The organism is Lentzea sp. NPDC054927 (genome assembly GCF_053610285.1).
The window spans coordinates 99,362-125,339 of the sequence record NZ_JBSGXZ010000009.1; the positions used below are offsets into that span (position 1 = coordinate 99,362).

20 protein-coding genes are annotated in these 25,978 nt (G+C 70.1%); 12 read left to right on the forward strand and 8 right to left on the reverse strand.

The annotated features are described in order from the left end of the window. The first annotated feature begins 278 nt into the window (after nucleotides 1-278). Genes mihF through metK form a run of 5 tightly spaced genes read left to right on the forward strand, consistent with a single transcriptional unit; the run spans nucleotide 279 to nucleotide 3,958 of the window. Complete coding sequence (gene mihF, locus ACWGE0_RS16655; RefSeq protein ID WP_030471603.1) at nucleotides 279-596, forward strand: integration host factor, actinobacterial type; 318 nt, start codon at nucleotides 279-281, stop codon at nucleotides 594-596. Next, nucleotides 593-1,189 (forward strand): guanylate kinase, encoded by a 597-nt coding sequence (gene gmk / locus ACWGE0_RS16660; RefSeq protein ID WP_319966607.1) that lies wholly within the window; start codon nucleotides 593-595, stop codon nucleotides 1,187-1,189. Before mihF ends, gmk begins: the two co-directional genes overlap by 4 nt. A gap of 3 nt (nucleotides 1,190-1,192) precedes the next feature. After that, nucleotides 1,193-1,471 carry a DNA-directed RNA polymerase subunit omega gene (gene rpoZ / locus ACWGE0_RS16665; protein ID WP_045313812.1) on the forward strand — a complete coding sequence of 93 codons (279 nt, stop codon included), beginning with the start codon at nucleotides 1,193-1,195 and terminating at the stop codon, nucleotides 1,469-1,471. Then, nucleotides 1,468-2,718 (forward strand): bifunctional phosphopantothenoylcysteine decarboxylase/phosphopantothenate--cysteine ligase CoaBC, encoded by a 1,251-nt coding sequence (coaBC, locus tag ACWGE0_RS16670; protein ID WP_452261755.1) that lies wholly within the window; start codon nucleotides 1,468-1,470, stop codon nucleotides 2,716-2,718. Before rpoZ ends, coaBC begins: the two co-directional genes overlap by 4 nt. Nucleotides 2,719-2,755: 37 nt before the next feature. Continuing rightward, nucleotides 2,756-3,958 carry a methionine adenosyltransferase gene (gene metK / locus ACWGE0_RS16675; protein WP_452261756.1) on the forward strand — a complete coding sequence of 401 codons (1,203 nt, stop codon included), beginning with the start codon at nucleotides 2,756-2,758 and terminating at the stop codon, nucleotides 3,956-3,958. Nucleotides 3,959-4,015: 57 nt separating this feature from the next. Here the strand turns inward: metK and ACWGE0_RS16680 are convergent, their stop codons facing one another. Next, a complete protein-coding gene (locus tag ACWGE0_RS16680) occupies nucleotides 4,016-4,528 on the reverse strand; it encodes an RICIN domain-containing protein (RefSeq protein WP_452261757.1) in 513 nt (170 codons plus the stop codon). A 102-nt stretch (nucleotides 4,529-4,630) separates the two neighbouring features. Between ACWGE0_RS16680 and ACWGE0_RS16685 the strand changes: the two genes are divergently transcribed. Together ACWGE0_RS16685 and ACWGE0_RS16690 are read left to right on the forward strand one after the other, a co-directional pair. Then, on the forward strand, nucleotides 4,631-7,684 hold the full coding sequence (locus ACWGE0_RS16685) for a BTAD domain-containing putative transcriptional regulator (protein WP_452261758.1): 3,054 nt from the start codon (nucleotides 4,631-4,633) through the stop codon (nucleotides 7,682-7,684). A gap of 22 nt (nucleotides 7,685-7,706) precedes the next feature. Next, a complete protein-coding gene (locus ACWGE0_RS16690) occupies nucleotides 7,707-10,604 on the forward strand; it encodes a hypothetical protein (protein WP_452261759.1) in 2,898 nt (965 codons plus the stop codon). Here the strand turns inward: ACWGE0_RS16690 and ACWGE0_RS16695 are convergent. From ACWGE0_RS16695 to ACWGE0_RS16705, 3 genes are all read right to left on the reverse strand, one after another. Then, nucleotides 10,594-11,091 (reverse strand): calcium-binding protein, encoded by a 498-nt coding sequence (locus ACWGE0_RS16695; RefSeq protein ID WP_452261760.1) that lies wholly within the window; start codon nucleotides 11,089-11,091, stop codon nucleotides 10,594-10,596. The two genes, ACWGE0_RS16690 and ACWGE0_RS16695, sit on opposite strands and share 11 nt — an antisense overlap. Before the next feature lie 66 nt (nucleotides 11,092-11,157). After that, nucleotides 11,158-13,683, reverse strand: coding sequence for an AfsR/SARP family transcriptional regulator (locus ACWGE0_RS16700; protein WP_452261761.1), 2,526 nt, complete (start codon nucleotides 13,681-13,683; stop codon nucleotides 11,158-11,160). Between the two features lie 49 nt (nucleotides 13,684-13,732). Beyond that, nucleotides 13,733-14,476: a hypothetical protein gene (locus ACWGE0_RS16705; RefSeq protein WP_452261762.1), complete on the reverse strand. Its 744-nt coding sequence runs from the start codon at nucleotides 14,474-14,476 to the stop codon at nucleotides 13,733-13,735. A 136-nt stretch (nucleotides 14,477-14,612) separates the two neighbouring features. On the opposite strand from ACWGE0_RS16705, the gene ACWGE0_RS16710 reads away from it, so the two are divergent. The 4 genes from ACWGE0_RS16710 (at nucleotide 14,613) to ACWGE0_RS16725 (ending at nucleotide 21,377) form a co-directional block, all read left to right on the forward strand. Then, nucleotides 14,613-15,941, forward strand: coding sequence for a S8 family serine peptidase (locus ACWGE0_RS16710; protein WP_452261763.1), 1,329 nt, complete (start codon nucleotides 14,613-14,615; stop codon nucleotides 15,939-15,941). 101 nt (nucleotides 15,942-16,042) lie between these two features. Next, nucleotides 16,043-17,989, forward strand: coding sequence for a phosphocholine-specific phospholipase C (locus tag ACWGE0_RS16715; RefSeq protein ID WP_452261764.1), 1,947 nt, complete (start codon nucleotides 16,043-16,045; stop codon nucleotides 17,987-17,989). 10 nt (nucleotides 17,990-17,999) lie between these two features. Continuing rightward, nucleotides 18,000-19,199, forward strand: a complete 1,200-nt coding sequence (locus ACWGE0_RS16720; RefSeq protein ID WP_452261765.1) for a hypothetical protein — start codon at nucleotides 18,000-18,002, stop codon at nucleotides 19,197-19,199. 30 nt (nucleotides 19,200-19,229) lie between these two features. Continuing rightward, nucleotides 19,230-21,377, forward strand: coding sequence for a primosomal protein N' (locus ACWGE0_RS16725; protein ID WP_452261766.1), 2,148 nt, complete (start codon nucleotides 19,230-19,232; stop codon nucleotides 21,375-21,377). A gap of 11 nt (nucleotides 21,378-21,388) precedes the next feature. On the opposite strand, the gene ACWGE0_RS16730 is transcribed toward ACWGE0_RS16725, so the two are convergent. Further along, nucleotides 21,389-21,859: a hypothetical protein gene (locus ACWGE0_RS16730; RefSeq protein WP_452261767.1), complete on the reverse strand. Its 471-nt coding sequence runs from the start codon at nucleotides 21,857-21,859 to the stop codon at nucleotides 21,389-21,391. 65 nt (nucleotides 21,860-21,924) lie between these two features. On the opposite strand from ACWGE0_RS16730, the gene ggt reads away from it, so the two are divergent. Continuing rightward, nucleotides 21,925-23,694: a gamma-glutamyltransferase gene (ggt, locus tag ACWGE0_RS16735; protein ID WP_452261768.1), complete on the forward strand. Its 1,770-nt coding sequence runs from the start codon at nucleotides 21,925-21,927 to the stop codon at nucleotides 23,692-23,694. A gap of 14 nt (nucleotides 23,695-23,708) precedes the next feature. Here ggt and ACWGE0_RS16740 read toward each other — a convergent pair whose 3' ends face one another. The 3 genes from ACWGE0_RS16740 to ACWGE0_RS16750 are packed head-to-tail and all read right to left on the reverse strand — an operon-like array spanning nucleotide 23,709 to nucleotide 25,970. Next, a complete protein-coding gene (locus tag ACWGE0_RS16740; RefSeq protein ID WP_452261769.1) occupies nucleotides 23,709-24,227 on the reverse strand; it encodes a DinB family protein in 519 nt (172 codons plus the stop codon). Nucleotides 24,228-24,237: 10 nt separating this feature from the next. After that, nucleotides 24,238-25,368 carry a hypothetical protein gene (locus ACWGE0_RS16745; RefSeq protein ID WP_452261770.1) on the reverse strand — a complete coding sequence of 377 codons (1,131 nt, stop codon included), beginning with the start codon at nucleotides 25,366-25,368 and terminating at the stop codon, nucleotides 24,238-24,240. Continuing rightward, entirely contained in the window at nucleotides 25,368-25,970 is a 603-nt protein-coding gene (locus tag ACWGE0_RS16750; protein ID WP_452261771.1) for an RNA polymerase sigma factor, read from the reverse strand. Before ACWGE0_RS16750 ends, ACWGE0_RS16745 begins: the two co-directional genes overlap by 1 nt. Between the last annotated feature and the right edge of the window lie 8 nt (nucleotides 25,971-25,978).

Consider the following 25,978-nt stretch of genomic DNA (forward strand, 5'->3'; position numbering starts at 1 on the left):
AACTTTTGGGGTGTGGCGCGCTCACCTGGGGAAACATGTGTTGGTAGGGTCCAGCCCACCGGCTGCCCCGCTGGTCACCGGCCTCATAGCACACCTAGAGTGGGCGACGAGTTGCCGGAGGGCGGTGATCAGGCCGCCGGAGGGTGTTGGTACTACTACCACCCGCCGCAATCATGGCCGCTGAAGATTTACCTGACTGGGTCACGTTGTACTCAGGCAATTGCGGTCGGTACGGTCGCGGCACCGATCCGAAAAGAATCCACACCACGGAGGAAATCGTGGCTCTTCCCCAGCTTACCGAGGAGCAGCGAGCCGCAGCGCTGGAGAAGGCTGCTGCCGCTCGTCGCGCTCGGGCTGAGCTCAAGGAGCGCCTCAAGCGCGGCGGCACGACCCTGACGGACGTGCTCAAGGCCGCCGAGAGCGACGAGGTCCTGGGCAAGATGAAGGTGTCCGCGCTGCTCGAGGCCCTCCCGGGCGTCGGCAAGGTTCGCGCGCAGCAGATCATGGAGCGCCTCGAGATCGCTCCCAGCCGTCGCCTGCGCGGTCTTGGTGACCGCCAGCGCAAGGCCCTGCTCTCCGAGTTCAGCGGAGAGTGATTGGCACCGAGGCGGGGGCGGGTTCTGCCCGCTCCCGCCTCACCGTCTTGTCCGGGCCGTCAGGCGTGGGGAAATCCAGCGTTCTGGCGGAGCTGCGCAGGCAGCAACCCGATATCTACTTTTCCGTCTCGGCGACCACCAGGAAGCCGAGGCCGGGCGAGGTCGACGGAGTGCACTACCACTTCGTGGACCGCGAGAAGTTCCAGCAGATGATCGAGGCCGGCGAGTTCCTGGAACACGCCGAGTTCGCGGGAAACTGCTACGGAACTCCTCGCAGGCCCGTCGAGGAGGCTCTGGCCTCCGGCCGTCCCGCCCTGCTCGAGATCGAACTGCAGGGCGCGCGCCAGGTCCGCGTCGCGATGCCGAACGCCCAGCTCGTGATGTTGATGCCCCCGTCGTGGGAGCACCTGGTGAGGCGTTTGACCGGCCGTGGCACCGAGGATCCGGCGGTGGTCGAGCGCAGGCTCGACATCGCCCGTGAGGAGCTCGCGGCCGAAAAGGAGTTCGACGAGGTGGTGATGAACGCCGACGTGAAGTCCGCGGCGGCCGACTTGCTATCCTTGATGGTCGGACCACGAATTTCAGGAGATTGACGAGTGATCACCCACACCGAGCTCGGTCACCTGACCGGTTCCCCGGAGGGCATCACCAACCCGCCGATCGACGACCTGCTTGAGCAGGTGAGCTCGAAGTACGCGTTGGTGATCTACGCCGCGAAGCGTGCCCGCCAGATCAACGACTACTACGCGCAGCTCGGCGAGGGCCTGCTCGAGTACGTCGGCCCGCTCGTCGAGCCGGGCCCGCGTGAGAAGCCCCTCTCGATTGCTCTTCGCGAGATCCACGCGGGTCTGCTTGAGCACACCGAGGGCGAGTGACGGCGTCATCTGACGCTGATGCCCCTGTTCGCCCCAAGATCGTTCTTGGGGTTGGCGGGGGCATCGCCGCGTACAAGGCCTGTGAGGTCCTGCGGCGGCTGACCGAGTCCGGCCACTCCGTGCGGGTCATCCCCACCGAGGGCGCGCTGAAGTTCGTGGGAGCCGCCACGTTCGAGGCGCTGTCCGGCCAGGTCGTGACCGCTGACCCGTTCGACGACGTGCACGAGGTGCCGCACGTCAAGCTCGGGCAGAACGCCGACCTCGTGGTGGTCGCCCCGGCGACCGCGAACCTCATCGCGAAGGCCGCGCACGGCCTCGCGGACGATCTTCTGACGAACACCCTGCTGACCGCGCGCTGCCCGGTCCTGCTGGTGCCGGCGATGCACACCGAGATGTGGGAGCACCCGGCCACCCAGCACAACGTGGCGCTGCTGCGGTCGCGCGGTGTCGTCGTCGCCGAACCCGCGTCCGGCCGGTTGACCGGCAAGGACACCGGCAAGGGCCGGCTGCCCGACCCCGCCGAGATCGTCGAACTGGCCCGGCTGCTGCTGGTGCAATCGCAGGCGTTGCAGCGGACACTCGAAGGTGTGCACGTCGCGATCTCCGCCGGTGGCACGCGAGAACCACTCGATCCGGTCCGGTTCATCGGCAACCGCTCGTCCGGCAAGCAGGGCTATGCACTCGCACGGGTGGCGGCCCAGCGCGGTGCACGGGTGACGTTGGTCGCGGGCAACACCGCGGACCTGACCACGCCGGCCGGGGTCGACCTGGTCAGGGTGGGGTCGGCGGTCGAACTGCGCGAGGCGATGCACAAGGTCGCGGCGGACGCGGACGTGGTCGTGATGGCCGCGGCGGTGGCTGATTTCCGGCCGTTGTCGCTGACCGGCCACAAGATCAAGAAGACCTCCGCCGACCCCGACCCGATCGCGCTGACGAAGAACCCCGACATCCTCGTGGAGCTCGTTTCCGCACGTCGTGAGGGTCAGGTCATCGTCGGGTTCGCCGCGGAGACCGGCGACGAGACGACGTCGGTGCTCGACTACGGCCGCGCCAAGCTGCGACGCAAGGGTTGTGACCTGCTGGTGGTGAACGCGGTCGGCGACGGCAAGGCGTTCGAGCAGGAGGACAACGCCGGCTGGCTGCTGACCCGCGAAGGCGCGGAAACCCCTATACCGCACGGGCCCAAGACACAAGTGGCGTCCGTGGTGTGGGACGCAGTTACCGTTCGCTTGACTGAGTCTCAGTAGACTTTTCTCCAGTCCAACCCGCTAATAAGGAGTGTCCGTGAGCCAGCACAGCAGCAGGCTGTTCACCAGTGAGTCGGTGACCGAGGGACACCCCGACAAGATCTGCGACGCGATCAGCGACTCGATCCTCGACGCGCTGCTGGCGAAGGACCCGCGCTCCCGGGTTGCGGTGGAGACGCTGGTCACCACCGGGCAGGTCCACGTCGCGGGTGAGGTCACCACCGAGGCGTATGCGGACATCCCCACGATCGTCCGCGAGAAGATCCTGGAGATCGGCTACGACTCGTCGCAGAAGGGCTTCGACGGCAACTCGTGCGGCGTGAACGTCGCCATCGGCGCGCAGTCCCCGGACATCGCGCAGGGCGTCGACACCGCGTTCGAGAACCGGGTCGAGGGTGCCGACGACGAGATCGACAAGCAGGGCGCCGGCGACCAGGGCCTGATGTTCGGCTACGCGTGCACCGACACGCCCGAGCTCATGCCGCTGCCGATCGCGCTGGCCCACCGCCTGTCGCGCCGCCTGACCGCGGTCCGCAAGGACGGCACCGTCCCGTACCTGCGCCCGGACGGCAAGACCCAGGTCACCATCGAGTACGCGGGCGACCAGCCGGTCCGGCTCGACACCGTCGTCATCTCCACCCAGCACGCCGACGGCATCGACCTGGAGAAGCTGCTCGGCGTCGACCTGCGCGAGCACGTCGTCCAGCCGGAGATCGACGCGCTGTCGCTGGACACCGCGGGCGTCCGCCTGCTGACCAACCCGACCGGCCGCTTCGTCATCGGCGGCCCGATGGGTGACGCGGGCCTGACCGGCCGCAAGATCATCGTCGACACCTACGGCGGCATGGCCCGTCACGGTGGCGGCGCCTTCTCCGGCAAGGACCCGTCGAAGGTCGACCGTTCCGCCGCCTACGCCATGCGCTGGGTCGCCAAGAACACCGTCGCCGCCGGCCTCGCGTCGCGCGTCGAGGTCCAGGTCGCCTATGCCATCGGCAAGGCGGCCCCGGTCGGCCTGTTCGTCGAGACGTTCGGCACCGAGACCGTCGACCCGCAGAAGATCCAGCAGGCCATCACCGAGGTGTTCGACCTCCGGCCCGCCGCGATCATCCGCGACCTCGACCTGCTCCGCCCGATCTACGCCCCGACCGCCGCGTACGGCCACTTCGGCCGCACCGACGTCGACCTGCCGTGGGAGTCGACGGACCGCGCCGAAGACCTGCGCAAGGCCGCAGGCGCCTGATCGTCGTACACCGAAACGGCCCGCTTCCCCGTCAGGGGAGGCGGGCCGTTCTCGTGGTCAGAAACCGATGATGAAGCGCTGCGCGGGGCTGTTGTTGCAGGACCAGATCTGCATGATCAGTCCGCTGATGGACTGGCCGCCCGGTACGTCGAGGCACAGGTTGTGGTCGCCGCCTGCCATCGACTCGATCTCGGCGTCGGTCGACGGCGTCGGGACGGTCTTCCACACGTGGTTGGTGACCCGCGGCAGGCACGCCACCTGGGCGACGCCCGATCCGCGCCGGACCGGGCCGTTCATGTAGAAGCAGCGACCGCTGACCTCGTTGATGATCTGGTATTTGTCGCCGGAGACCTTGTCGAAGTGCCAGTTCTGGATGGCGCTGCCCGGAACGCAGGGCACCTGCACGATCCACGCGTCGAACGTGCTGCCGCCCTCGGGCTGCAGGCACATGCCGGTCCAGGCGTTCCTGATGGGTTTGAAGACACCGGCGGCGTTCGCGACCCCGCCGCTCGCGGTGAGCGCCAGCCCGAGCGCCGCCAGCACGACGAGCATCTTTCTGCGAATGTTCATGGCCGAACCATGGCCGCCGTGCCTGGCGCGGAACGGAAATCTGACGGAAACGGCGTTCCTGGCTGACATCAGCGGGTCGCCGGACGACTACCTGGTGTGCAGGTGCGGATTCTGGGACCGGTCGATGTGACGGTGGACGGCACGCGGAGGGAGGTGCGAGGCCCGCGCCGCAAGGCGGTGCTCGCCGTGCTGGCGCTGCGGGCAGGCGAGATCGTGAGCACCGATCGGCTGACCGAGGTGGTGTGGGGCGACCGTGCACCCCGCACAGCCGCGAACACGCTGCAGCACCACGTGTCCTATCTGCGTGGCGTGCTCGGCGACCGTGCGGCGATCTTGGTGCGTGCGCCGGGGTACGTGCTCGGCGCCGACACGGATCTCCTTGAGGTCCAACGGTTGATGGACCAGAGCAAACGCGAGCCCGATCCGGCCGGCCGGGCGGTGCACCTGCGGGCGGCGCTCGAGTGCTGGCGGGACCGGCCACTGGTGGACGTGACCGGCCACGCGTGGCTGGACGAGCAGGCCGAGCGCATCGCCGCGCTCAGGACCGAGGCCGAGGACGCGCTCACCGAGGTGCGGCTGGCGCTCGGCGAGCACGCGATGCTGGTGCCGGAGCTGGAATGGCGCAGCCGCGAGCAGCCGTTCCGCGAGCACGTGCACGGGCAGCTGATGCTCGCGCTGTACCGCTGCGGACGTCAGGCCGAGGCGCTCTCGGTGTACCAGCGGCTGCGGCACGCGCTCGGCGAGGAACTGGGGATCGACCCGAACCCGGCGCTGCGTGAGCTGGAGGCGGCCGTCCTGCGCCAGGACCCCGCGCTCGACCTGCCGGGAGTCGTGCTCATGTCGCCGGCCGGTGTTCTGCTGGAGCGCGAGCACGAGCTCTCCGAACTTGCCGCCGCAGCACGGGAGGCGGTCGCGGGGAACGGCTCGGTGGTGCTGGTGTCCGGCGAGCCCGGCGTCGGCAAGTCGGCGCTGGCGGACGCGGTGCGGGGGATGGTGCCGCGACAGGCCCGGCTGCTCGTCGGGTGTTGCGACGACCTGGCCACGCCCCGCGCGCTCGGCCCGTTCCGCGACCTCCTCGGTCCACGGCTGCGTGCCGCGGGGGACCGGGAGGAGGTGTTCGAGGTGCTGCTCGCCGAGCTGACCCGGCCGGCGGTTCTCGTCATCGAGGACGTGCACTGGGCCGATGAGGCCACAGTGGACGCACTGTCCTTTTTGGTCAGACGGGTGGCGTCCCTGCCCGTGCTGCTGATGCTGACCTACCGCACCGCCGGGCCGTTGCTGCAGCGCCTGCTCGGACAGGTGGCCGCGGTGCCTCGGGTGCGGCGGTTCGAGCTGGCGCCGCTGTCGGCCGTGGCGGTCGAACGGCTGGTCACGGCGAGCGGGCTCGACCCGCGCGAGGTGTTTGCGGTGACCGGGGGAAACCCGTTCTTCGTCACCGAGATCCTCGCGGCCGGACACCTCGACCGCGTCCCGCCGACGGTCGCCGACGCGGTGCTCGCGCGGCTGCACGGGCTGGACGACGCCGGTCGGGAGGCGTTGGCACGGCTCGCGGTCGTACCGTCCACTGTGGAGCGATGGCTGCTCGACGCGCTGCTGCCGGACGGGGTCGCCGCCGTGGTGGCCGCGGAACGGCACGGGTTGCTCACCGTGACACCGGCCAGCACCGGGTTCCGGCACGAGCTCATCCGGCGCACCGTCGCGGACGCGTTGCCGGTGGCCCGGCGGGTCGAGCTGAACCGCCACGTCCTCGCCGCGCTCGTGGCACGAGACGGTGTGGACCTGGCGCGCGTCGTGCACCACGCCGCCGAGGCCGGTGACACCGGCGCGATCGTGCGCTACGGCCCCGAGGCCGCCGAGGCCGCGAGCAAGGCCGGCTCGCACCTGGAGGCGGCGGCGCACCTGCGTCTCGTGCTGCAGCAGCGAGAACTGCTCGATCCGGCCCAGCAGGCCGACCTGCTGGGCCGCTACGCGATCGAGAACAGCGTCATCGGGGACTTGGACTCTGCCGTGGAGGCTCAGCGGGAGGCGGTCGCACTGCGCCGCAATCTCGGTGACGTCCGCGCGCTCGGTCGCGACCTGATGTGGCTGTCGCTGATCTGCTGGCGGGCCGGTATGCCGGAGCTCGCCTACAGCAGCAGTGCGGAGGAGGCCGTCACGCTGCTGGAGAGCGCGGGCGACGACAGGGCGCTCGCCCGTGCGCTGACCCACCGGAGCGGCCTGCTGGCGATCCTCTACCGCACCGAGGAGAGCCTGGCGCTGGGTGAGCGCGCCGTCGTACTCGCCCGCGCGGCCGGCGACCAGGAGATCCTCGCCCACGCGTTGACGAGCGTCGGCACCGCGCAGGCCGACCTGGGCCTGGAGGAGGCGTGGACCACGCTGGCGGAGGCCAGGCAGGCGACGCTGGCGTTCGGCTCGGTCAGCGACTTCTGCAGGTTCACCGTCAACGTCGTCGAGATCCTGCTCTGGGAGTACCGCCTCGACGAGGCCATGGGCTGTGTCACGACGGCGCTCGAGATGGCGGACGGTGCGGAGGAGCTTCGGTACCTGAACCGCATGTACTCGTGCCGGGCGACGGTCGCGGTGGAGACGGGCGACTGGGATCGGGCGATGGCGGACGCGGAGCTGGTGGCTGGAGTGCGGCCGCCGGCCAACCCGCCGACCCGATGCCACGCCCTCATCGCCCTGGGCAGGGTGCGGGCGCGCCGGGGTCTGCCCGGTGCGCAGGACGCGCTCGCGGAAGCCTGGGATCTCGCGCAGGGAACCGGGGAACTGCAGAACATCGGCCCGGCCGCCATCGCTCGGGCCGAGGCGGCGTGGCTGGGCGGTGACGAGGTCGTGGCCGCGGAGCTCGAACCCCTGCACGCGGAGGCGCGCCGGCTCGGTGTGCGGGCGCTGGCCGCGGAACTGGCCTACTGGCTGGGCATCGCGGGCCGTCCGGTGTCCACGGACGATTCCTGCCATCCCCACGCGCTGCTGGCGGCGGGCCGATGGCGTGAGGCCGCCAAGAGGTGGCAGCAGGCCGGGTGCGATCACTGGTACGCCGTCGCCCTCGTCGAGAGCGACGACCCCGGCGACTTGACCGAGGCGCTCGCGATCTTCGAGGGCCTCGGTGCGCGACCGCTCGTGGCCCGTGTGCGCGCCCGCGGTATCTCCTAGGTGCTGGACGACTCCGTAGTGCGTGGGGGACAACAGGGTTCTGCCGTTGCACGGGGTGCCGCGGCCGCTGGACGTCGAGCTGCCGCGGTTGCGGCTGGTCGACCGCCTTCGCCAGCGCTGGACCAGCCCGATCACACTGGTCGTCGCGGGCCCCGGCTTCGGCAAGACCACCGCACTGGCGCAGGCCGTCCGCGCGAACCTCCTCGAACCCCGCGGCATCGACGCCTGGGTCACCTGCGGCCCCGACCACGAGAACGCGAGCCACCTGGCCCGCACGATCCTGGCCGCCCTCAACACGGTCCCCAGCCCCGAACCCGGTGCGCCGGAAGTGCTCGAGGCCCTCCGGCGCCGAGCCCCGCTGGACATCTGTCTCCTGCTGGACGACGTCCACGAGATCCCCGGCGACTCACCGGGCGCGACCCTGCTCGCCGCCGTCGCGCGTGCCCTGCCCGGCACCGCACACCTGGTGTTGTCGGGGCGCCGCACGCCGGACCTCCCGCTGGCCCGCCGGGAGGCCGCGGGCGAGCTGGCCGCGCTCAGCACCGAGGACCTGGCCTTCACCGACGCCGAAACCGCCGCCCTGGCCACGAGGTTCGGCCGCGAGCTCACCCAGGACCTGCACGGCTGGCCCGCGCTCATCAGGTTGTCGCTGTGCGCCGGCCCCGCCGCGTCCTGGCGCTACGCCGCGGAGGAGGTGCTCCAGCGGCTCGCCGAGCCGGTGCGAACGGCGTTGGCCGCGTTGGTGACGCTCGGGTGTGCGACCGAGGAAGAGGTGAGGACGGTCGCCGACGCGCCCGTCGATCTCGAACGCCTCGCTCGCGAAGTGCCGTTGGTCGTCCGGCTCGACGACGGCCGATACCGGGCGCACGACCTGTGGGCCGGCATCGTGCCCGCCGATCACCTGCGCGCCAAGGCGGTCGAGGTGCTGGCCGCCCGCGGTGAGCTGGCCGGGGCCGGGCGAATCGCCTGCCGCGCACACGACTGGCCGTTGCTGGCGCGTCTCGCGGTCGAGCTCGTGCGGACCACGTTGTCGGTGTTGCCGGCCGCGACCGCTCAGCGGTGGCTGAAAGCGGTGCCTGCCCACCACTGCGAGGAACCGGCGTTCCTGTTGCTCAAGGCAGCGGTGATGCACGCACGTGACTTCACCGACCCGTCCATCGACTGCCTGGTCGACCGGGCGTGCGCACAGATGCTGGAGCAGGGCGACCAGGACTCGGCAGCGGTGGCGCTGGGCCAGGCCGTGATCACCGCGCACTCCAGGGGAGACCTGGTCAGGCTGGCCGAGATCGCGCATCGGGCCCAGCGCCTCGACGCGTCCACACCCGTGCTGAGGTTGTTGCGGCACAGCGCGAACGCGGTGCTCGCCGAACTCGCGGGCGACCCGGAGCAGGCACTCGTCCACCTCGCCCAGGCGCCGGCCGGCGAAGTGCCCAAAGCGCTTTCCGTGTCCACCACGCGGTTCCACGTCCATTGCCTGTCGATGTGCGGCCGCGGGCGCGAAGCCGCCGAGCTCGCCGAACGGATGCTGGAGGACGACCTCGCCTGCCATCACGCCGCCGTGGCGCGCTGGTTCGACGGCGAACCCACGACAACACCGGACAGCGTGGACAGCACGGCACGCGACGAGTTCGTGGCGCGTGCCCTTCACACCGTCATCGCCGCATCGTTCGGTGACACCACGACCGAACTGCCGTGTGGCGATCCCGCCGACAAGGACAACCCGCGCGACGCAGTGCTGGCGTGTGCGGCACAAGCGGCGGTCGCGGTCACGCGCGGAGAGGAGGAGGTGGCCCGTGATGTCTACAAGCGGCATCTGGCGAAGTGGCCGGCGGACATCAAGGTCGCCGAACGGCACCTGCGCCGGTTCCTGACGCTGGGGTACGTGTTGAGCGACGAGCTGAGAGAGCGTTGGGACAACACGGACTTGGGTCCGTCACATCAGAAGGCACGAGCGGCGGGGCGTGCGTTCGTGCGGGCCAGACAAGGCGATCTCTCGTTATATCTGCCGGAAGCGCACGCGTTGTGCTTCCTGCCGTTGCCGTGGTCGGTCGAACTGGCCGTGCGACTGGCCGCCACAGGCAAGACGAAGCTGGGTGCCTGGCTGGCCGATCATGCCGCGGTGCACCAGAAACTCCGCGATCTCGCCCACGATCCGGACCTCGCCGCCGGTGCCGCCAAGCTGCTCGCCACCGTGCCCACACCGCCGGACCACCCGATCGGCATCGAGGTCCTCGGCCCGATGCGCGTGACCCGCAACGGTGTTGCCGTGGACGCACCAGGGCTGCGGCGCGCGCGGGTCCGCCAGCTGCTGGGCCTGCTCGTGCTGAGTCCGGTGCTCAACCGGGACCAGGCGATGGACCTGCTCTGGCCGGAGCTCGATTCCGCCAGTGCCGCGAGGAACCTGCGGGTGACCATGACTCATCTCCGGCGGCTTCTGGAACCTGAGCGCGCCGGTGGTGAGGCCACCTACTGCGTGCGCAGCGACGGCGAGTCGATCCGTCTCGTCCGCAGCGAGATGCTGAGCGTGGACCTGTGGTCGTTCCACGAGCTCAGCGACACGGATCAGCTCGACCAGGCGGTCGGGTTGTGGCGAGGGGAGCCGCTCACCGACCTGGCCGACCTGTGCGAGGCCGAGATCGCCCGGATCAGGGCCCGGCACGTGCACAACCTGCTGGCGCTGGGCGAACTTCGGCTTGTCAGCGCCGATCCGGCTCAGGCCGGGCAGCTGGCCGATCGCGCGCTGGCGCTGGAACCGTTCGAGCCGCGTGGTCACCGCCTGGCGCTCGCCGCCGCAATGCGCGCACGGAATCCACAAAGGACTCTGCGGACCCGTGCGCGCGTGCTGGACTCGTTGCGGCAGCTCGGGGTACGACCCGACCCTGCCACGGAGATCCTGTTGCGGCAGTCGGTCAGCAGCTGACCTGAACCTCCGTGGACGCCGTGCAGAAGTCGAAGCCGGCCTCGCCGTCGCCCGCGTCGTTGTTCACGTCGGAGTCGCCGGACAGCAGGTCCATCCCGTCACCGCCGCGCAGCCTGTCGTCACCTGCCTCGCCGTAGACGGTGTCGTGGTCGGCGCCGCCCTGGACCTGGTCGGGGCCCCAGCCGGCGCAGACCAGGTCGTTGCCGTCGCCGCCGAAGATCGTGTCGTCGGCACCGAGCCCGAGGACGATGTCGTTGCCGCCCAGGCCGAAGATGACGTCCGGACCGTTGGTGCCGAGGATCACGTCCGGGCCGACGCCGCCGAAGGTGACCATTCCAGGAGCAGGGACGATGATCGTGGGAACGGCGTTGTAGCAGTCCGCGACCGTGGGTCTGTTCTGGAACTCCGGCGGAACCTCATCGGCTGACGCGACACCGGCGGTGCACAGGCCGATGGTGAGTGCTGCGGCGGCGATGCGAAGCTTCATGGTTGTCCTCCCCTTGTCCGTGTGATGCCTACGGAAGAAGAGTCACAACCGTGCGTTGCCCGAACGCTAACCAGAGCGCGCCATGTCCAGTTCCACGGTCGGCACGGGCGCTCCGATCTCGGTTCGGATCGCCGCCGCCTCGGCCCGCAACGACCGGTTCTGCGTGACGTCGGCCAAGGCCTCCAGCACGCTGGCCTGGCGCCAGCGGTCACCGAGTTCGCGGTGCAGCATGAGGCTGCGTTCCAGCAACGACCGTGCGGCCACCACGTTGCCGGTGCCCTGTTCGACGACACCGAGCAGGTTGAGCGCCCAGGCGATGCCCTCCTTGAACTCCAGCTCGCCGAACGTGTCCAGCGCCTCGTCCAGCAGTTCGCGGGCCTCCGCCGCGTCGCCCCGGTACCAGGCGACCGCGCCCAGGTAGGCGAGCGAGGAGGTGGCACCGCGTTGATCACCCAAATCTCGCAGTGACTTCAGTGATGCCTGAAGATCGGCCTCCGCGACCGCGAAGTCACCTGCCAGCCAGGACGTCGCCCCGGCGAGCTGGCGGGCATAGGCGGCGTGGACGGGGTTCGACGCGCGTGCGGCCTCTTGATAGTGGTGCAGCGCGGTTTCGTAGTGGCCGCGTTCTCGCGCGACCGAGCCGAGCAGCCGGTGCAGCCGGCCGGCGAGCGTCGGGTCGGCCTCCAGTCCGTCCCGAGCGTAGCGGACGGCCTCGGCGTAGTCGCATTCGAGCATCGCCAGCGTTGCCGCGGACGCCAAAGCCTTGCCGCGCAACGGTCCTGAGCCTCTCAGTGCGATGTGCAGCCACCGTCGGCCCTCGTGGTAGTTGCCGGTGCGGTGCCAGTAGCGGTTCAGCGCGACCACCAGACGCAGGATCTTGTCCGTGTCGCCTGCTGCGGTGAACCAGTCCATGGTGCGTTGCAGGTTCGCGTGCTCCACACGTAACTCGTTGAGCAACGTGCCGGTCGAGTCGGCTTCGGCGCGTTCGGCCAGACGTAAGAAGAAGTCCGCAGCACCGGCGTGTGCGGACGACTGCTGTTCCAGTGCGAACGCGTGCACGGTTTCCAGCATCGAGAAACGGGTTTCGCCTGCCACCCGTGAGACCCGCACGAGAGACTTCGCGACCAAACCCGTCAGTGCGTCGAGTGAGCTGGCCAGCGCTTCCACCAGGTCTGCCGGGAATCCGCCCGCGCACACCGCGAGATCGGCGAACAGCGTGCGCTCCGAGGCCGTCAGCAGGTCGTGGCTCCACGCGATGGCCGCCCTGAGTGGTCCCAGCAGGCCGAACCTGTCGCGCAACCGGCGCACGATCTGGGCGGGCGTGAGGACGGACGTGCGGGCGGCGGCCAGTTCCAGCGCCAGCGGGAGCCCGTCCAGTGCCGCGCAGAGCTGGGCGATCGCCGGTGCGTCGGCGTCGGTGTACGAATGGGCCGCGCGGTCCAGGAACAGCTGCACGGCGTCGTACGCGGCCAGTTCGGTCAACGAGCGTGGGACGTCGGGATCGGGCACGGCGAGCGGCGGGATCGGGTACACGGTCTCGCCAGGGACGTTGAGAGGTTCACGGCTCGTGGCGAGCACACGCAGCCTCGGGTGTGCTGTGACGAACGCGGCGCACTTCGCCCTTAGGCGTTCGCAGTTGTCCAGCACCACCAAGGTGTTGCCGAGTGTGCCGAGTTCTCGGGTGGTGATGGCGAACGCCGCGGCGACCGCGTCCTCCACGCTGTTCGCCGAGGTCAGATCGACCACCGTGGACGACGGCGTGACGTGCTGGGCGAGCCGCGACTTGCCGCAACCGGCCGGTCCGGTGAGCGTCACGAGCCACGTCTTGTCCAGCAGCCGCATGATGTCCTGGGTTTCGCGCTGCCGTCCGACCAGACCGGCTTTCTCGTCCGGCGGGGGACAGGCGAGCGCCGCGGCCTCGATCGCGCGCAGGCCAGGTCCGGGGTCGACGCCGAGCTCCTCGACGAGCACGTTGCGGGCACGTCGGACCGTGCTCAACGCGTCCGCGCGTCGGCCGCCACGTAGTTGTGCGTCGGCGAGCAGCTCCCAGAAGCGTTCTCGCAGCGGATGGCTGACGACGAGCCGTTCGAGTTGAGCGGCGGCGGTTCCGTAGGCGCCGCGGCCGATGTCTTGTTGTGCCAGCGCTTCTTCGGTCGCGAGACGTGCCTCGTGCAGCCGGGTGATTTCGGCGGAGGCCCACTCGGAGACGTCGCAGTCGGAGAGGGGATCGCCGCGCCACAGCGTCAGTGCCGCACGGGGTGAGGGCGCGCGCTCGAAGCGTGTGACGTCTACGTGTGAAGGATCGATTCGCAAGGCATAACCGGCGCTGGTGGTGACCAGGACGTCGGTGAGCCCGATCGCGGTCAGTGCCGAGCGGACGCGTGCGATGTGGCTGTGGAGCGTGCGCAACGCGGTGGCCGGCGGCTCGGTGCCCCACAACGCGTCGATGAGACGCGTTGCGGGGAGCACCGAGGGTGCGCGCAACGCCAGCAGCGCCAGGAGGGAGCGCTGGCGCGTGCCGGCGAGGCGCAGCACGCCGCCTGGCCCGGTGACTTCAAGGGGTCCGAGCAGGCGGACGTTCAGTTGGTCCACGCACGAGCGGAGTTCTCATGACCGACCCTGATACATCAACCGGGCGAACTCACTGAACGCACAGGTCGTACTGACCCTCCGTGCAGGTGTCGGTGCCGCCGAGGCCGTACATCTTGTTGGGCCAGGCGTTGCCGCTGAGCACGTCGTCGCCCTGGGTGCCGTAGACGTCCTGGACGTTCTTGAGCTCGTCGACCTCGCCCGGCCTGGACGCGCTGCCCGCCGCGAGGTCGATCGTCATGCCCTCGGCGTGGTCGCTGAAGTCGGCCTTGTCGCGCATGTTCAGCTTGGCGCCGTCGATCTTGTCGTTGCCGTAGCCGCCCTGCAGGAAGTTGCCGCCCGCGTCGGCTTGCGGCTCGTCCAGCACGTCGTCGCCGTCCCCGCCGAACAGCTGGTCGGGGCCCAGACCGCCGGTGATGGTGTCGTTGCCGTCGCCGCCCTGCAGCACGTCCGCGCCCGAACCGCCGTGCAGCGAGTCGTTGCCGTCACCGCCGTGCTGCTCGGTGGGCACCGCGCTGTCGTAGAGGACCGTGTCGTTGCGGTTGCCGAGGTAGATGACGACCTTTTGCACTTGCGCGCACTGGACGCGTGAGGCCGACAGGCGCGTGCACCCGGTACCCGCCCGCATCGTGCCGGCATCGCTGATGGTGGTGCCGGAGACGTGGATCTGGCTGGCGCGGGCAGGCGCCCCGGTGATGACGAGCCTGCCGGCCTCGATCCGCGCGGTGGTCGCGGGATCCGGTGCGGCGGCGGTTCCTGATGCGGCCAGTGCGGCCGCGAGGATGAGTTGCAGCATGTCGTTCCCCCTTGAAGACGTTGTGCACGTGAGTACGCGGATGCTGTTGTGGATCGGTTGTGGCGACCGCATCCGGGCCACAACCACGCGGGTCTCTCCTTCTCGCCGTCAGTCCGCTGCGAAGGGGAGAAAGATCATGAGAACCGGCATGGCAGTTCTGCTGGGCGCCGTGATGGCGCTGACGGTGACGCCGCTGACCGCGGCCGCCCAGGACGAGGAGCCCGAGCAGGAGATCATCGTCAAGTTCCGCGAGGGCGCGTCGCGAGGGGACGCGCTGACCCAGTCGCGGACGCGGGCCGTCGCGGACGCCACGGACGGCGCCGAGGTGCTCGCCTCCCGCGACGCCGCCGAGTCGATCCGGGTGCTGATGGCGCGCGGTGACGTCGAGTACGCCGAGCCGAACATCGTGCTCGAGACGACGGCCGTGCCGAACGACCCGATGTGGCCGCAGCAGTGGCACTACTGGGAGGCGACCGGCGGCATCCAGCTGTCGCCCGCGTGGGACCTCGGGCCGTCCGGGTCGGGTCAGCGGGTCGCGGTGATCGACACCGGCCGCACCGCGCACCCCGACATGAGCGCCAACTACATCGGTGGCTACGACTTCATCAGCAACGCGGTGTACGCGAAGGACGGCACCGGGCGGGACGCCAACCCGACGGACCAGGGCGACTGGCGTGCCGCTGGGCAGTGCGGGCCGGGTACGTCCGCACGGCCGTCGAGCTGGCACGGGCTGCACGTCGCGGGCACCGTGGCGGCGCTGCGGAACAACGCGACCGGTGTCACGGGCGTTGCACCGTTGGCCAAGGTCGTGCCTGTGCGTGTTCTCGGCACGTGTGGTGGCACCTTGGCGGACATCGCGGCCGGCATCGTGTGGGCCGCGGGTGGCGCTGTTCCCGGCGCTCCGGCGAACCCCAACCCGGCGAAGGTGCTGAACCTGTCGCTCGGCGGTCCCTCCGCGGCCTGCCCCGCGACGTTGCAGAACGCGATCAACACCGCCCGCAACGTGCACCGTGCGACCGTTGTGGTCGCGGCGGGCAACTCTGCCGCGAACGCCTCGGGAGCCACTCCGGCCAACTGCGTCGGCGTGATCACCACGGGTGCCACGGACCGCCAGGCCAACCGCGCCTCGTACGCGAACTTCGGTGCCACGATCGAGGTGTGCGCGCCGGGCGGTGAGACGTCGCCGCTGGCCGCGAACGGAGTGCTGTCGACGTTGAACAACGGTGCGACGGTGCCTGCCGCGTCGATCTACAAGCACTACCAGGGCACCAGCATGGCGACCCCGCACGTGGCCGGTGTCGTGGCGTTGATGCAGCACGCCCGTGTGCAGCACGGCAAGGCGTTGCTGACGCCCGCGCAGGTGCTGCTGCACCTGAAGGCAAAGGTGCTGCCTGCTGCCGCGCAGTGCGGCAAGGGGCTGCTCGACGCCCGTCAGAGCGTGGCCGCTGCTATCGCCGCCGCCTGACGCCGTTGATGTGATCTGTGAACAAAGGCCCCGGTCATCCGGGGCCTTTGTTCATACGCGGGTCGGTTCCGCGACACGTCCGGAGGCTAGAAACTCGTTTCATGTCGCTCTCTCGTCGTGGGTTCATGGCTGCCGTCGCCGCTGCTGGCGCGGGCACGCTGCTGCCGCCGTCGGTGTACGCCGCATTGGCCCGTGAACCCCGTGCGGGAGGGTTGCGCGCGATCAAGCACGTCGTGCTGTTGATGCAGGAGAACCGTTCGTTCGACCACTACTACGGAACTCTTCGTGGCGTGCGGGGCTTCTCCGACCGGAACGCGTTGCGTGGGGTGTTCAACCAGTCGGGCGTGCTGCCGTTCCCGGTGCGTGAGGCGGCGTCCGGGCGTGACATCCAGTACATCGGCGACCTGGACCACAGCTGGAACGGCGGGCACTCGGCGTTGCGCGGCGGGTGGAACGACAACTGGGTGCCGGCGAAGACCGCGGCGACGATGGCGTTCTACACACGGCAGGACATCCCGTTCCACTACGAGCTGGCGGACACCTTCACGCTGTGCGACGCGTACCACTGTTCGGTGCCGTCCTCCACTTCGCCCAATCGGAACTACTGGGTGTCCGGATACACTGGTTTTGAGCCCTCTGGTGGTCGTGCGACCGGCAACGCGGCATACAGCGAAGACACGCACGCCGGATACACGTGGAAGGCCTATCCCGAACGTCTTGAGGCGGCGGGCAAGTCGTGGCGCGTCTACCAGGAGTGGGACAACTTCCAGGACAACAACCTGGAGTTCTACGTGCGGTTCAAGGAGATCGCGCGCAAGGTGCTGCCGGCCGGGTTCAAGTCGCTGGACAAGCTGTACGGGACCGGGGACCCGGCCCTGATCGGGTCGATCGACCTGTCGAAGCTGACCGCTGCCGAGAAGTCCTTGTACGACAGGGGACTGCACCGGGTGAAGCCGCGCGGTCTGGGTGAGGCGTTCCGGGCGGACGTCGAGGGTGGCCGTCTGCCCGCGGTGTCGTACCTGGTTCCGTCCTCTGTGGACTCCGAGCACCCCGGCGCGTCGTCACCCGCCGCGTCCGCCTCGATCACCTACCAGGTGCTCGACGCGTTGGCCTCCAACCAGGACGTGTGGGAGTCGACGGTCCTGTTCATCACCTACGACGAGAACGACGGCTTCTACGACCACGTGCCGCCGCCGCGCCCGCCGTTGTCGGTGACTGATGAGTACGTGGGTGACCGGCCGTTGGGCTTGGGTACGCGTGTGCCGATGACGGTCGTGTCGCCGTGGTCTGTCGGTGGGTACGTGAACTCGCAGGTGTTCGACCACACGTCGATGACGCAGTTCCTCGAGCGGTGGACCGGGGTTCGCTCGGAGGAGATCTCCGCGTGGCGCCGGACCGTGGCGGGTGACCTGACCTCGACGTTCGACTTCGACCGGCGCCGCACGTGGCCCGAGGTCGGTGAGCCCGCGGCGGTGCCGCCCGCCTCGCCGCGGTGGCGTCCCGCGCCCCCGTCGTCGCAGAAGATGCCGGAGCAGGAGGCGGGACGGCGACGTGCGCGCGCTCTGCCGTACCAGCCTGACGCGTCGTTGCGCGGGTCGCGGTTGGAGATGTCGAACTCCGGATCGGCTTCCGCGCACCTCGCGCTGTATCCGTACTCGGGGCAGTTCGCGGTGCCGCAGCACTTCGACGTTGCCTCTTCCGCCTCTCTTGAGGTCCCCGGTGACCACGACCTGGTGTTGCTGGGTCCCAACGGCTTCCGCCGTGAATTCGTCGGCTCGTCTACTGACCGTGCGCGGGTGTCGTCGTCGGTGCGTGGATACAGCCGTGTGCTGACGTTGACGTTCGAGAACTCCGGGTCGTCGCGTCTGACGTTCGTGCTGGGGCGGCGGCGGTACGTGGTGAGGCCGGGACATCGGCACGTCATCCCGTGGCTGACCGTCATGAACTCCGGCTGGTACGACCTGACCGTGACGGTGGAGGAGGAGCCGACGTTCCGTCGCCGTCTGTGTGGTCACATCGAGAACGGCCACGAGTCGATCTCCGGCTAACGTCTGGCCCGTGGAGATCACGGGGGACGAGATCCGGCGGCGGATGATCGATCACGAGTCGCTGGATCCGGCGGGGTTGAAGCTCGTCGGAGCGCGGATCACAGGTCAGCTCGACCTGTCCGACGTGGTGGCGAAACGCCCGTTGGTGCTGCACGACTGCACGACCGAGCAGCCCGTGTTGCTCAACCGCGCGCAGTTCTCGTTGCTGGACCTGCGCGGCCTGGTGGCGCCTTCGGTGCACGCCGGCGGTCTGACCGTGGATCACGACCTGCGGCTGAGCGGGGCCCGGCTGAGTGCGGAGGAGTCGGTCGACGCGCTGCACATGCGCATCGGCGGCAGTGTCTACCTCGACGAGGGCTTCCACGCGGCGGGTTCGGTGACGCTGAGCGGATCGCGCGTCGCGGCGGTGCTGACGTGCCGCGGCGGGCGGTTCGAGGCGGGGTTGTACCTGGTGGACATGCAGGTCGGCGACCTGATCTTCCTGTCACACGGGTGCGAGGTCTCGGGCGGCAGTCATGCGGCGGTGCGGATGCGCGGCACTCGGGTGGACGGGCAGCTCGTCCTTCGCGAGGGCCGGTTCAGCTCGCCCGGCGTCGCGCTCGACCTGCGGCACGTGCGTGTGGGCAAGGAGCTGCTGATGCCGTTGAGCGTGATCGACGGCGACGTGCAATTCGAAGGGCTGACCTACGAGGGGTTGCCACGAGACGCCACAGTGGACGAATGGCTGTCGTTGTTGGCGACGCGCACGCCCAACTACGCGACACAGCCGTGGGTCCAGCTCGCCGCAGCGCATCAGGCCGCCGGGCACGAACGCGATGTGCGGCGGATCCGCGTTGCCCAGCAACGTGATCTGCGTCGCCGCGGCCGCCTCTCGCGGTGGGGGCGTACGTGGCACCTCATCCGCGGCGTGACCGTCGGGCACGGCTACCGCCCCGGCCTCGCGCTGGTGTGGCTGGCCGGGGTGCTGGCGGTCTCGGTGGCCGTCGTGCTGCTGTCCGGCGCGGTCCGCTGCTCGGTCGTGGAACAGGTCGGCTACGCCCTGAACGTGGCAACGCCGCTGGTCAAGGTGGACGCGACCCGGTGCACCGTGGACCCCTCCGGCGCCGGCCAGTTCGTACTGGCCTCGACCTGGCTGCTGCAGATCCTGGCCTGGGCGTTCGCCACCCTGTTCGTGGCGGGCTTCACCGGTTTGGTGAGGCGCAACGCGTGACTGTCGGGGCTGTCTGATACACCAGGAGGCATGAGCGCGAAGACCGGAGCAAGACGAGGGGAACGAGTCCCCGCGGCGTCGCTGCCGGTCGCCCGAATCGTGGTGGACGTGCCGCTGGCCCACCTGGACCGCCCCTTCGACTACTCGGTACCGTCCGAACTGGACTCAGTCGCCGTGCCCGGCTGTCGGGTCCGAGTCCGTTTCGCAGGCCAACTGGTCGACGGCTACCTGCTGGAGCGCGCCGAAAGCTCCGAATACGAGAAGAAGCTGGCCTTCATCGAAAAGGTCGTCTCCCCGGAACCGGTGCTGACCCCGGAGATCGCCGCCCTGGCCCGCGCCGTCGCCGACAGGTACGCGGGCAACATGATGGACGTGTTGCGCCTGGCCATCCCACCCCGCCACGCCCGCGCGGAAGCCGCCGCCTCTCCCGAACCGCCACCGCTGCCCCAGGTCCCGGCATGGGTGGGACAGCAGCCCGCCGCCGAGCTGGTGGAGCCTGCGGAGTCCGCACCGGCGACCGAAGCGCCCGCGGATGCTTCCGCCGCACCGGCGGAGGTACCTGCCGAGGACGTCACGGTGGACGAGCACTCGCCGGAGCGCTCCCAGCTGCCGTCGGTTCCCGCCGACGCCTGGTCGCGCTACCCGCGCGGCCCCAAGTACCTGGAGGCCCTGCGCGAAGGCCGCCCCGCCCACGCCGTCTGGCAGGCCCTGCCGTCCGAGGACTGGCCCGCCCGTCTGGCCGAGGCGGCTGCCTCGGTCGCTTCCACCGGCAAAGGTGTGGTCATCGTCGTCCCCGACCATCGCGACCTCGCGCGGGTCGCTGAGGCGTGCGGCAGGCTGATCGAGGGCGTGGTGACGTTGTCGGCGGACCTGGGGCCGTCGGAGCGCTACAAGCGGTGGCTGGCGGTGCGCCGGGGCGTGGCGCGGGTGGTGGTCGGCACGCGGGCGACGGCGTTCGCTCCCATCGAGGACCCCGGGCTGCTGGTGGTGTGGGACGACGGCGACGACCTTCACGTGGAGCAGCGCTCGCCGTATCCGAACGTGCGTGATGTGTTGGTGCAGCGTGCGCACATGTCCGGTGCTGCGTTGCTGATCGGCGGTTTTGCTCGTACGGCTGAGGCGCAGTTGCTCGTCGAGACAGGGTGGGCGCATGAGATCGTGGCGTCGCGGGAGACGCTGCGGGCGATTGCGCCGCGGGTGGTGTCGGTCGGCGACAACGAGTGGCAGGACGTCAAGGACTCGGCGGCTCGCACCGCGCGACTGCCGTCGATCGCCTTTGACGCGGCGCGGTTCGCGCTCACCGATTCGCCGGTGCTCATTCAGGTGCCGCGTCGTGGTTACGTGCCCGCGCTTGCTTGCGGGCAGTGTCGTGGGCCGGCTCGGTGCCGGCGGTGTGCGGGGCCGCTGGCTCTGCCCGGCGGGATGGAGGACGGCTCGCCCAAGCCCGCGTACTGCCGGTGGTGTGCGGCTACGGAGGCCGGGTTCCGGTGTCCTACGTGCGGGTCGCGCAAGCTTCGGGGGCAGATCATCGGGGCTCGGCGCACGGCGGAGGAGCTGGGGCGGGCGTTTCCCGGGTTTCCGGTGCGGACCAGTGGGGCCGACGAGGTGCTGACCAAGGTGCCGGGCAGGCCTTCCCTGGTGGTGGCCACGCCTGGTGCCGAACCGGTGGCCGAGGGGGGCTACGGGGCGGTGTTGTTGCTCGACGGGTGGGCGTTGCTCGGGCGGGCGGACCTCAGGGCGTCCGAGGAGGCACTGCGGCGCTGGATGACCGCGGCCGGGCTGGTGCGGCCGGGCAACGGGCGGGTGGTGGTCATCGCGGACTCGTCCCTCACGCCGGTGCAGGCGCTGGTTCGGTGGGACCCGGTGTGGCACGCCTCCACCGAGCTGGCCGCGCGGACCGAGCTCGGTTTTCCGCCCGCGGTGCGGATGGCGACCGTCGACGGCACCCCGGACGCGGTGAACGCCCTGCTCGACGAGCTCCGGCTGCCGTCCACCGGTGAGGTTCTCGGGCCGGTGCCGCTGGGCGACGACGAGACGAAGGAACGGGCGCTGGTGCGGGTCGCGCGGGGCGAGGGGCGTCAGCTGGCCGCCGTGCTCGCCGAGGCGCAGGCCGTGCGGACGGCGCGCAAGGAGCAGGAGCTGGTGCGGATCAAGCTGGATCCGCTCGAGGTGCTTTAAGGCTGGATCTTCTAAGGCTGGGCGTAGTGGGAGCGGAGGCCGGCGATGTGCTCGCGGATGTCGTCGTCGGTCAGCTGCTCGTACTCGAGGTACTCGCTCATGTAGGTCATGAGGTCGCCGCGCTCGGGGTGGTTCTCGCTCGCGATGACGTGCGCCGTCGTGCCCGCGATGCCCGCGGGGAACAGCAGGAAGCCGTCGAGGCCCGCCATCGTGTCGAACGAGGCGTTCTTGGCCTCCCAGAGGGTCCAGACGTCCTCCTCGCGGCCGCACTCGGCCAGCAGCAGCGCGGCCAGGACCATCGACTCGTTCAGGCCCCAGCCCTCGTGGTGGGCGGCTGTCTCGGCGGCCAGCAGATGGCGCAGCAGGTCCGCGTCGCCGTCCCGGCGTTCGCGCAGGAGGGAGTGCAGCACCTCCTCGCGGTCCGACTCGTCGAGAGGGACGTTCGCGAAATCCGTTCGCAACCGGTCAAGATCGATCGACACATCCGCACCTTAGGCCTTCATCAAGGAAGGTTGCCATCTGGTCGCAACGGAGTAGAAGTTTCCGCATGTTGCGAACGGTTGCCGCACTGACGCTCTCCGTCGTACTGGTCGCTCCCGCTCATGCGGAGGCGGCGGAACCACCTCCGCGGGTGCCCGAGCAGGTCGGCTGGGGCGGTGCCGTCTCCAGCGTCGACCCCGACGCCTCCCAGATCGGCATCGACGTGCTCCGCCGCGGTGGCAACGCGGTCGACGCCGCCGTCGCCACGGCCGCCGCGCTGGGCGTGACCGACCCGTTCAGCGCCGGCATCGGAGGTGGCGGCTTCTTCGTCCACTACGACGCCCGCACCGGTCGAGTGTCCACTTTGGACGGCCGGGAGACCGCGCCGCGCTCCGCGACCGACCAGCTGTTCGTGGAGAACGGCCAGCCGCTTCCGTTCGCCGAGGCGATGACCAGCGGCCTGTCCGTCGGCGTGCCCGGCACGCCCAAGACGTGGCAGCAGGCACTGCGCAAGTGGGGCACGCTGAACCTGCGCGAGGCCATGGCGCCCGCGGAAGCGTTGGCACGGCGCGGTTTCGTCGTCGACAAGACCTTCAACTCGCAGATCACGAACAACGCCGCCCGCTTCGCCGACTTCACCTCGACCCGCGACCTCTACCTGCCAGGTGGCCAGGCGCCCGCGGTCGGCAGCACGTTCCGCAACCCGCAGCTCGCCGACACCTACCGCGAACTGGCCCGCACCGAGCTGGCCTCGCTGTACGGCGGCGCGGTCGGCCGTGACCTGGTCAAGGCCGTGCAGAAGCCGCCGGTCGTGCCGGGCTCGACCCGCAACATCCGCTCCGGCGCCATGGAGATCTCCGACCTGGCCCGCTACCAGGTCGAACGCCGCGACCCCACGCACACGCGCTATCGCGGCCTCGACGTCTACGGCATGGCGGCCCCGTCCTCCGGCGGCACGACCGTCGGCGAGGCGCTGAACATCCTCGAGTCGACCGACCTCGCGAAGGTCTCCGACGTCGAGTACCTGCACCGCTTCATCGAGTCGACGAAGCTCTCGTTCGCCGACCGCCTGCGCTGGGTGGGCGACCCCGCCTTCTCCCGCGTGCCGACCGAAGGCCTGCTCTCGCAGAAGTTCGCCGACAGCCGCGCGTGCCTGATCAAGCCGGACGGCGTGCTGCCCGCACCGCAGCCGGCCGCCGACCCGCGCAACCCCAAGGCGTGCGAGGCCACCGCCGGCCTCTCCGCGCTGCGTGAGGACGCCGAGCGCACCACCCACCTCACCACTGCCGACCGCTGGGGCAACGTGGTCGCCTACACCCTCACCATCGAGGCGGAGGGCGGCAGCGGCATCGTCGTCCCCGGCCGGGGCTTCCTGCTCAACAACGAGCTCACCGACTTCGAGTTCGTGGCCCCCACCGCCGGCGTCCCGCACCCGAACCTGCCGGGCCCCGGCAAGCGCCCGCGCTCGTCCATGGCCCCGACCATCGTCCTGGACCACGGCAAGGTTCTCCTCGCCGTGGGCTCGCCGGGCGGCTCCACCATCATCACCACCGTCACGCAGATCCTGACCGCACGCCTAGACCGCAACATGTCCCTGCGTGACGCCGTGGCCGCCCCACGCGCCTCGCAGCGCAACGCGGCCACCACCCCGGCCGAGGCGGAGTTCATCGCCGCCGCGACCACCGCGGGCCTGCAGGCCATCGGCCACAAGTTCAGTCAGAACGCCGAGATCGGCGCCGCCACGGCGGTTGAACGCGCCTCGAACGGCCGTTGGCGTGCGGTCGCGGAACCGACGCGACGCGGCGGAGGTGCCGCCCGCGTGGTGAAGGTGGGCTGAGACGTTTCCCCTGGCTAGTTGTTGGTGCGTCCGTCGATGCGTTCGCGGATGAGGTCGGCGTGGCCGTTGTGCTGCGCGTACTCCTCGATCAGGTGGATGTAGAGCCAGCGCACCGAGATCTCGCCCACTCGCTCGTGCATGAAGGTGTCGTCGAGGTCCCGCGTGGCAACCGCCATGCGGGACTCGGCCATCTCGGCGAGGAGTGAGGCGTACTCGGCCTCGGCGCGGGCCGGGTCGAGATCCTCGAAGGAGCCGCCTGAGGTGCCGGGCAGGCTGTAGCGACCGGTGACGTCCTCGCCCGCCAGACGCCTGCGGAACCAGACCCGCTCCACGTCGGTCAGGTGGCGGATCAGGCCCAGCAGCGTCAGGTTCGACGGCGGGGTGGACGCGATGGCGAGCTGCTCGCCGGACAGCCCGGCGCAGTTGGCCAGGAAGGTGGCTCGATGGCGGTCGAGCCACGCTTCCAGCATCGGGCGTTCGGCGCCGAGCAGTGGTTCGTCGGCCGGTTCGACTTCGGGTGCGATCCAGGTCATGGGGACATGATCAGCCGATGGAACCCTGGAAGACGACTTCATTTGCGGCGTTCCGGGCTACGACGTGCACGTTCGTGGGTGAGTACGGCTGGCCGCCGGTGAAGTTCAGCGTGGCGAGGAACTGACCGTCGATGACCTCCGCGGTCACCGGGTCGGTGCCTGCGACCGACACCTCGACGGTGTGTGCGGAGCGGGTAGTGCGCGCGGCGAGGAAGACCTCGGACTCGGTTCGGTAGCTGTCGACGATCAGGGTGGCGTCCGGGTCCGCAGGCGCCGCACGGATCAGCGACAGGCCGTTCTGATGTGGCTCGGAGACCGCACAGGTCGCCGACTCCTGGTGTCGGCGGTGGGCGATCAGCATCCCGCGACGCCGATCGAGGCCTGCGGCCAGGAGCGGCTCCCACCCTCGGAGCTCGTCGACGGTCGCACTGTTGTTGTTGAAGGCGTTGTCGACGCACCTGGCGAGGGCGTTCACGGGTGCCCACGGGTCATGGTCGCCACTCTCGAAACTGTCCGTGAATCTGTCCGCGGACCCTGACGTGAACCTCTGAACGGGGACAGCCTCCTCGTCGAAGACCAGCTCGTTGGTCAGCATCGTGGCCGACGTGTGCACGATGAAGAAGTCGGGTGTGGCGATGCCGTTGGAGGAGCGCTGGGGCATTCCGGCGACGCTCTCGCGGGCCTTCACGGTGCGCGCGCCGAGCGGAGGCACACCCGCGATGACGTTGCTGGACCTGTAAGTGATCGAGCCCGCCTCCAACCGGGTCGGCTGAAAGCCCGGCGGCGCGACGCCGGCTCGGGAGAGGGTGAGCTCGCAGAAGCGCCCGTCCTCGCCGACGAGGACCTTGCGCAGCCCGAAAACGACCATCTCGGTGGAGGACCAGTTCTGGTCCTCGATCGCGGCACGGCAGCGGGCCACGTCCTGGCTCGAAGGAGCGACGACCCGCTCGCGGCCGGGATCGACCTCGTGGATTGCCGGCCGCGTGACGACCAGACCGCCCGCGATGAGGAGCGTGACGCCGGCGGCGACGGCCAGCGGGGTGTGGTTGCGACGGGTCGTCCTGGTCTCGGCGAAGACCGGGCGCATGCGTTCCTTGACGGTCGCGGGCAGTGCGCGGCGGGGTGGCAGTTCGATCTTCATCACTCCACCTCCAGGGTGTCGTCGGCGAGCACCTTGCGCAGGCGGGTGCGGGCACGGGAGATGCGTGAGCGGACGCTCACCTCGGCCACGCCGAGGGCCTCGGCGGCTTCCGCGGCGCTCAGCTCGCCCAGCAGGACGAGCTCCACGGCCTCCCGTTCGGCGCGGGGGAGGCGTTCGACGGCCTGCAGCACCTGGCTGAGCCGGGCCTCGTGGTCCAGGGACGACACGACGTCGTCCGCGTGGTCGCGCTGGACGTCGTTGCGGGGCACGCGGAGCAGCAGCCGGGTGAACCTCTCCTTGCGGCGGAACTCGGAGCGCGCCAGATTGCCCGCCACGGTGAACAGCCACGGCAGCGCGCTGTCCCGCACGAGGGTCATCTCGGCACGGCGGCGCCAGGCCGTCATGAACGTCACCGACGTCAGGTCCTCCGCCGTCGACCAGGACGCGGTCAGGCGGTAGGCGTGGTTCCACACCGCCTCGGCGTAGCGGTCGAAGAGCTCGCCGAACGCGTGCTCGTCACCCCGTGCCCACAGTTCGGCGTCCGACGGGGCGTCGTCGGGCACGGCGGCCGCCCCCTCCCAGCTCGGTCGCATCAGCCTCATGACCTGGA